Consider the following 6,723-nt stretch of genomic DNA (forward strand, 5'->3'; position numbering starts at 1 on the left):
ATGTTTTCAGCCCCCATCATCTGTTGAGTTTCGGGAGCCGCGGTTTTGACGTTTTGCGGGGACCTGCTCTTTGTTCCCTCCGGTATTCACCATCACCTGTTTGAGAACCTTCGCCGCATGGGGCATCACTGCCACGGCCTGACGCACCTGTCCTGGGCAGAACGCAAAATTTTTTACCGGGTTTTGGGTAAAAAATTTTGTGGGCTGTTCATTTACCCTGGACAGTCAGTGCGGCAGGTTGTGGCTGTATCAGCCCCCGGCGACAGGGGCTTAAACAGGTGAATGGCACCGGACACAACAACGGGCAGGGACCCGCCGCAACGACGTGAAGCGCGGTTTGCGAAACGGCGTTGCGCCTTACATCCCGGCGTCTTTTTGCCGGGATGCCTGGAGCGCAGGCCACGGCGCGACAGAGGCGGCGCGACCGGAACGGTCGCTGCAAGCCCGGGGTTTTCACGCATCGGACCGTAGCGACAGCCCGAAACCGCGCCAGCGGGTTCGGCGGAGACTGGCGGGTGCGCCAGCAACTGCCTGTCGGAGTCGGGCCTGACGACCGGATGCCGCCAGGCAGCCGGGAGCCGAAGGTGCGCCCGGCAGACAGGACAACACTGCAGTAGTCAGAATCAGAGCGGCAGGAAAAAGAAGAGCAGTAGCAGTAGCAGTAGCAGTAGCAGTAGCAGTAGCAGTAGCAGGAACAACAACATCATCAGTAACAGACAAATGACAGGTCTGAAAAGACAGAAGCCCCCATCAGAACGTCCGCGTAATGAAAGGGGCGGCGCGTGAGCGCGGCCCCTTTCAGCGCCACCGGCGCGCGGTCTTTTCCCGGCGCGGACAGACGGGCATTTATCCTCCCGCCAGCCCTGTGTCATCAGGCACGCAAACGAATAATCATCGTCGGGACATCGGTATAAGCAAACGTGCCGCGCGGCAGCTCCTCGCGGACGTCAGAAAACGGTAACAGCTTCTCCTGCTGGCGCGGCCCGTTGAGACAGACGGCAACCAGAACGCCCCCCGGACGCAACAGGGAAAAAGCCCGCAGGATATGCCGGATATCCTGTCCGTGACTGAACGGCGGATTCATAATGATCCGGCTGTAATACTGCACCGGCTGCCATTCCATGAAGTCGCCACACTGTACCCTGACACCGTTAAAATTTTCCCGCAGATACCGGACCAGCCCGCTGTTAATCTCCACCGCATCACACATGGCCTCCGGCGCGGTATCCCGAATCGCCCGCAGTATGGCCCCGGTGCCGGCAGAGGGTTCCAGAATGTGATCACGGTTGCTGATTTCCGCCAGCGTCACCAGGCGATCACAGACCGGGGCAGGAGTCACAAAAAGCTGAGATTCAGCCCGGATTTCAGCAACCGGCGCGGCGTTATCCAGCCTTGCGCGCATCAGCCGGATACGTTCTCTTAACTGACTGTGCATGCCATTATCTCCGTCATCCCCGGGGATTTCCCGGGGGGATATACCTTATTTCTGTGGGATTTCCGTAATTTTCATGTCGGTGATATACACATTCACCAGACGGAAATTATTGTCCATTGTGCGGCGGTAGCGGTATGCCCCGTGGTCTTCTGCTTCTGCCACACTGCGCACGGCCTTACAGTCCCGGGGCAGGGCGGCCCACTGTGCCTTTGTCATTTCCCGGAAACCTTCCCCCGGATAGTTGACTACCGGCGGACGCTTCGCGGCCTGGCTGGCGATGGCAGCCTCTTCTGCCGATGGTGCTTTGTAGTCCGTGATGCGATCGGGTGTCACTTTCATCGTGCCGCTGTACCCGAGAAAACTGTAATTCGGCGTTGTGACTGAACTCACCGCCCCGTTGCTTTTGTTCACGCGGATGATGGTCAGCCACTCGCCCCGGCTGAAAACCTGTCCGCCCGGCTCAAAATCCTGTGTCCGGGTAACCACGCCGCCGCTTTCGTCCAGCATGGCACGCTCATAGATCAGGCGGTTCTGATAGTGGTTAACCCAGCGTTGCTGATGCTGAATCTGCCGTTCATGATAGCGGATCGCAATTTCGCGGGCCTGCTCCGTGGTGATGATGTCATCATCCAGGGCCGACCATAACGACCGGCTCCCTTCATACTGGCTTTTTTCTGCCGGGCGCGGATACGTATCCAGCGGGAAACAGGCGCTGATATGGTCATGACTGCTGATGAGTTTTGCCATATTCAGATCCAGCGATTCAGCCCGCCACATCGTCAGATATTTCTGCGACTGCGCGATGGTCTTTTCAGCCTTGCGCAAATCAGCTTCGATTTTTTTGATACGACGCCAGCGAACGTCCGGACGTTCTTTATACTTCGCGTGAAGCAGTGCCGACCGCGCCCGCTCTTCCCAGTATTCCGCACGTTCAACGAGCATCACGGCACGTTTCATGCCGTTTTCAATACGCTGCGCATCACGACGGGCGCGGCGTTCGCTGTGATGCCCCACAAGAATGGGCTGACCGGGCGGGATCATCGCGGCCAGTCTTTCCACTTCATCAAGTGCCTGTGCGGATTCACTGGCCCGCTTTCCGCTGTATCCGGTAAACCGCTCCGCCCGTGCTTCCTGACGTTCAGCGAGCGTGCTGTCTTCATCCTCAATCTCTCCGGCAAGTGAGAGGAGCACGTCTTCCCGGCCCGGTGTCCAGGCTGGAGCCACAAACAGCGCCTGTTTTGGTGCCCAGCGAAAACCGGCATCATGCACTTTTTTATACGTCTCCGGGTCAAGACGTGACGCAGCATACAGGCGCAGTTTGTTGTCATCCGGTGAGTAGGTCGCGCGGTACATCTGCACAGGGCTGGCGGCTTCCGGGGCGGTCATGGTGATTGCTGCTAATGTCATAAAATGTTCTCCTTCCGTCTGTTGCCGCCCCTCGCGGGGCGGCTCACCTCATCAGTTAAAAGCGCGTTTCAGTTCAAGTGTGCGGAGCACCTGCCCGAAAGCCGTGTTTTTCATGGCGGGGATGTGTACACCACGTCCCCGGTGAAAACTCCGGGCTATGTGTCGCCCGAATGCTTTCAGCACGGGGTCAATTTCCGGCGCGGGGATGTCTTCGCGTCTGAAACGGGGATGACGGCGGGGCTTTACAGCCGCTGCGGAAGGTGAAACAATACTTACTGTCATAAATGAAACTCCTTATGACACAGGTTAGTGAAGCCGTGAAAATCGATTGCGGCGATTTCTACGGCGTGGATTAAGCAGGTCCCTGACCTGCTTTTTTCATATCTGCATCTGACGCTTTCCGGTGTTTTCCTCCTTCTGTTCCTGCGTTCTCATTACCTGCCAGCCGGATGACTGACAGAACAAATAAATGCGTATTGCCGGAGCCTGAAATAAATCCTGATTTTTAAAGAACATCACCCGTTGAGTTTCGGGAGCCGCGGTTTTGACGTTTCGCGGGAACCTGCTGCTGTATTCCCTGTGGTATGAACTTCACCCGTTTGAGAACCTTCGCCGCAAGGGGCATCACTGCCACGGCCTGACGCACCTGTCCTGGGCAGAACGCAAAATTTTTTACCGGGTTCTGGGTAAAAAATTTTGTGGGCTGTTCATTTACCCTGGACAGTCAGTGCGGCAGGTTGTGGCTGTCTCAGCCCCCGGCGACAGGGACTCATACGGGTGTGTGGCACTTGGCAGGCAATGAGCAGGGACCCGCCGCAACGACGTGAAGCGCGGTTTGCGAAACGGCGTTGCTCCTTACATTCCGGCGCCTTTTGCCGGGATGCCGGGAGCGCAGGCCACGGCGCGACAGAGGCGGCGCGACCGGAACGGTCGCTGCAAGCCATGGTTTCGCGTCAGGGATGGAAGCCCGCCAGGGCGGAGACAGCTCCGCTGGCTCCGTTCACGACAGCCCGCCCCGCCAGGGGGACGCCCGGAAAAGCCATAAACAGGAGAGGAACGGAAAGAAGAGGAAGAGGAAAAAGAAGAAGAACAATAACAAACACGGTAACCACAGAAAAATAGCATCAGAAAAAACATTCCGGACACATCACTAACGGGAAGGGTAACGGGCGACGCGTCAGCGTGGCCCGCTTCCCTTCCGGCAGGCGTCAGCCTGCCAGGGGGGTTCGCGCGGGCTGACAGGCGGCCTCCACCGCCTGCCCTGTATCACCTGTTTCAGCTGCCCTGAAGGATATAGTGACCACCGAGGAAAACCGCCTGCTGATTCGTCACAAAATCGCAGATTTCATCAACAATCTGCGCGGTGGTGAGCGGTTTCTGCCCCATCTCACGACGCCGCGCATTAATCACGGTTTTGTAATTACGCAGAATTTCGCGGGTTTCCGTGCTGATATTCATTACCCGTTCTCCCCGTCCAGCGCCTGACGCATCACCCGCATAATCTCACGTTCTTCCCTGACAAATGCGTCACCGTCGCCCCCGTTCTCGCTCCCGACAGCATGGAGGCGATAAATTTCACTACCAGCCATCACCATCACTTTTTCCAGCAGCACCGCAGGGACTGTTACAAGGCGGTTTACGCGCTTTTCCTCCATCAGTTCATTGACAATATCGGAAACAACTCTGTCACATGCGCCATATACAAAAGCATCGTCCAGCCGCTGCATGACGGTTTCCAGCTCATCGTCTGACAGGTTCCAGTCCTGAGCCATATGGCGCACATTCCCACGGGTCAGCACCACGGCAAAAACGCATTCACTGTCCGGCACGTCTGTATCCAGTACATCGCGGATAATTTCTTTAACAGTACATGTTCTCGTCTCCTTTACAGGGGCGGCATTGCCGCCCCGTCCGTTAATCAGTCCAGCGCCGCGTAAATCGCGTTACATTCGGGGTGAAATTCGATGTGGCTCCACAACTGCGCATCACGCATCCGGTACAGGTGTGTCAGCCCTGCGTTACCGCTGTCGTGGTACAGCCACAACTGGCGGTTAATCACAAGGGAAGTCAGAATGATGCCTGCGGCATCGGCACTGACCGTGCGGTCAAACCAGTTTTCACCGTTAACCAGATGAAAACGGTCGCCATCCGGCATCATGTAACCGCCACCGTCCGGCAGGCGGATGAAGTGCCAGAAGCCTCCCTGATATTCCGGCATCATTTTTTGCGCCAGCGCGTACACATATGCTTCGGCATACAGAAAATCGTTGCCAAACAGGTAAGGCAGAAAAGACAGACGGTCGCACTCTTCAACATTCAGAGTGACAGGTTTCGCATACTGCATGGGATTTCCTCCGTTGTTCACATATTCCGCGACACCGGGCTGTGCCGTGCCTCCATAAAAGCCGGGCGATAAGGCGGGGATGCATAGGGCGCAAGGGAAGCCGCAGCCTGACACACACGGCTGGCGGGAGTTGGAGGGTGAGACCGCGAAATCTGAGCGGGTAAACGACCGGAAAATCACGGCAGACGGGAAGGAGGGACCGGGTGACCGCAGCGGCGAAGCGTATCCTTATATCTTGAAGATGGCATAAACTGAATCTGTAGGTCTGGCAAAGCTCATGCAGCACGTGCGAACCCGAGGGTATTAAGCCCGCATGCAAGCGTCCCGCGCATGAGCTGAGTCACTCATCACAAATCCGTACAGTTGATTGAAACCAAATTCGTATCGTAAGGAAGGGTCATATGAGTCAACCAAATCTGCAATGCATGGGTATTGATGTTGCCAAACTATCGCTGGACATCGCCACCACCGACACGATTGAGCCATTCACTGTGGGTAACGATGAGGATGGTTTCGCTGTTATCACAGATAAACTGAAGCACACCAAAATTAACCTGATTCTCATGGAAGCTACCGGTGGCCTTGAAGCAGCCATTGCCTGTAAGCTTCAGTCAGAAGGATACGATGTGGTTGTGATCAACCCACGACAGGCTAGGGATTTTGCCCGTTCAATGGGATATCTGGCTAAAACAGATAAACTTGACGCCGCCATGCTAGCACAACTGGCCCTGGTCATTGATCGCCATCCGGACCGCAGTCGTTATATACGGCATCTGCCAGATGAGGCACGAGCAGTACTTGCCGCAATGGTCGTCCGTCGTCGTCAGTTGAACCATATGCTGGTCGCTGAGCGTAATCGTCTCTATCCTTCTCATCCCCAAAGCAGGAAGAGTATCGATAACATTATTGATGCGCTTCAAAACGAGCTCGACCGGATCAATGAGCAAATGAAACAACACATGACAGCATTCTTCCAGGAGCAGGCCAGACTGATAGGCAGCGTGAAAGGCGTCGGCGATATCACCGTCGCGTCGCTGATTGCCGAACTACCGGAACAGGGGAAACTCAATCGACGGGAGATTAGTGCTCTAACTGGCGTCGCTCCTCTAAACAGAGACTCCGGGAAAATGCGAGGGAAACGGACCACGTTTGGTGGCAGAGCCGGAGTGAGAGCAACGTTGAACATGGCAGCTCTGGTGGCTACGCAGTTTAATCCTGCCATAAAGCTGTTCTACCAGCGTTTGCTTGCCGCCGGAAAACCCAAAAAACTTGCTCTGGTCGCCTGCATGCGCAAACTCATCACCATTCTGAATACCATGCTCAGAAAAGGGGAAGAGTGGAACGCCTCATTTCAATCACAGGTAATCTCATGACTGCCGGTCATTTTACATAATGACAGAAAGAACAACTGGTAATGACTCCAACTTATTGATAGTGTTTTATGTTCAGATAATGCCCGATGACTTTGTCATGCAGCTCCACCGATTTTGAGAACGACAGCGACTTCCGTCCCAGCCGTGCCAGGTGCTGCCTCAGA

8 protein-coding genes and 4 pseudogenes are annotated in these 6,723 nt (G+C 55.7%); 4 read left to right on the top strand and 8 right to left on the bottom strand.

From position 1 onward, the window contains the following. Positions 1-6: 6 nt before the first annotated feature. Positions 7-212 (bottom strand): annotated as a pseudogene (locus tag ACJHXA_RS20285) (single-stranded DNA-binding protein). A 70-nt stretch (positions 213-282) separates the two neighbouring features. On the opposite strand from ACJHXA_RS20285, the pseudogene ACJHXA_RS20290 reads away from it, so the two are divergent. After that, a pseudogene (locus ACJHXA_RS20290) lies at positions 283-457 on the top strand (hypothetical protein); the annotation flags it as partial. A 161-nt stretch (positions 458-618) separates the two neighbouring features. Then, positions 619-786: pseudogene (locus ACJHXA_RS20295) on the top strand (hypothetical protein); the annotation flags it as partial. A gap of 85 nt (positions 787-871) precedes the next feature. Here the strand turns inward: ACJHXA_RS20295 and ACJHXA_RS20300 are convergent. The 3 genes from ACJHXA_RS20300 to ACJHXA_RS20310 are packed head-to-tail and all read right to left on the bottom strand — an operon-like array spanning position 872 to position 3,124. Further along, entirely contained in the window at positions 872-1,435 is a 564-nt protein-coding gene (locus ACJHXA_RS20300) for a class I SAM-dependent methyltransferase (RefSeq protein ID WP_001311069.1), read from the bottom strand. A gap of 45 nt (positions 1,436-1,480) precedes the next feature. After that, on the bottom strand, positions 1,481-2,842 hold the full coding sequence (locus ACJHXA_RS20305) for a DUF3560 domain-containing protein (RefSeq protein ID WP_000170681.1): 1,362 nt from the start codon (positions 2,840-2,842) through the stop codon (positions 1,481-1,483). A gap of 51 nt (positions 2,843-2,893) precedes the next feature. Further along, positions 2,894-3,124 carry a hypothetical protein gene (locus ACJHXA_RS20310; protein WP_000218642.1) on the bottom strand — a complete coding sequence of 77 codons (231 nt, stop codon included), beginning with the start codon at positions 3,122-3,124 and terminating at the stop codon, positions 2,894-2,896. Between the two features lie 516 nt (positions 3,125-3,640). Between ACJHXA_RS20310 and ACJHXA_RS20315 the strand changes: the two are divergent. After that, positions 3,641-3,900 (top strand): annotated as a pseudogene (locus ACJHXA_RS20315) (hypothetical protein); the annotation flags it as partial. Positions 3,901-4,117: 217 nt separating this feature from the next. Here ACJHXA_RS20315 and ACJHXA_RS20320 read toward each other — a convergent pair. Genes ACJHXA_RS20320 through ACJHXA_RS20330 form a run of 3 tightly spaced genes read right to left on the bottom strand, consistent with a single transcriptional unit; the run spans position 4,118 to position 5,186 of the window. After that, positions 4,118-4,300 (bottom strand): hypothetical protein, encoded by a 183-nt coding sequence (locus ACJHXA_RS20320; RefSeq protein WP_001027505.1) that lies wholly within the window; start codon positions 4,298-4,300, stop codon positions 4,118-4,120. Continuing rightward, positions 4,300-4,761, bottom strand: coding sequence for a DUF1380 family protein (locus ACJHXA_RS20325; RefSeq protein ID WP_042007484.1), 462 nt, complete (start codon positions 4,759-4,761; stop codon positions 4,300-4,302). Before ACJHXA_RS20325 ends, ACJHXA_RS20320 begins: the two co-directional genes overlap by 1 nt. Then, positions 4,761-5,186, bottom strand: coding sequence for an antirestriction protein (locus tag ACJHXA_RS20330; protein ID WP_001198922.1), 426 nt, complete (start codon positions 5,184-5,186; stop codon positions 4,761-4,763). Before ACJHXA_RS20330 ends, ACJHXA_RS20325 begins: the two co-directional genes overlap by 1 nt. Positions 5,187-5,587: 401 nt before the next feature. On the opposite strand from ACJHXA_RS20330, the gene ACJHXA_RS20335 reads away from it, so the two are divergent. Continuing rightward, on the top strand, positions 5,588-6,559 hold the full coding sequence (locus ACJHXA_RS20335; protein WP_000082154.1) for an IS110-like element ISEc32 family transposase: 972 nt from the start codon (positions 5,588-5,590) through the stop codon (positions 6,557-6,559). A 52-nt stretch (positions 6,560-6,611) separates the two neighbouring features. Here ACJHXA_RS20335 and ACJHXA_RS20340 read toward each other — a convergent pair. Beyond that, on the bottom strand, positions 6,612-6,723 hold a 112-nt coding region (locus ACJHXA_RS20340), incomplete at its 5' end, for an IS1 family transposase (RefSeq protein ID WP_001691633.1).

Source organism: Escherichia sp. WS33, assembly GCF_046486385.1.
GTDB lineage: Bacteria > Pseudomonadota > Gammaproteobacteria > Enterobacterales > Enterobacteriaceae > ECMA0423.